A 312-nucleotide genomic window follows, 5' to 3' on the forward strand; every position below is an offset into this window, starting at 1 on the left:
AGCTATAGTGGTCATCTCAAGTAGAAAAATAAATGTGTCTGTTTTTTCACATCCGTACACGCGGAGTGTAGGCGATATTATAAGCGAGTCATTACATCCAATTGATGTGCGAGCGATAAAATTGGCCTGCGACACGAAAGCCTACGCAAACCGCCATTTAGGCGGTTTAGCTTATGATTGTTGCGGAGTGTTATCTAATAAAGCGTTGGGATTAATTGATGTAGATGGTATTATCTTTGAGATCGAAGAAAAACTGCCGTATGACTTAAAGAATGGCGATTTGATCGAGTTTTCCTGCAATCGTATAGATTT

Annotated in this window: 1 protein-coding gene; it reads left to right on the forward strand. The window is 39.7% G+C overall.

The genetic code is table 11. The annotated features are described in order from the left end of the window. Window positions 1-312: hypothetical protein (locus HBA93_RS20150; RefSeq protein ID WP_221724458.1), on the forward strand; the 312-nt coding region annotated here is incomplete at both ends.

This window comes from Ochrobactrum sp. SFR4, assembly GCF_019730395.1.
Taxonomy (GTDB): Bacteria; Pseudomonadota; Alphaproteobacteria; order Rhizobiales; family Rhizobiaceae; genus Pseudochrobactrum.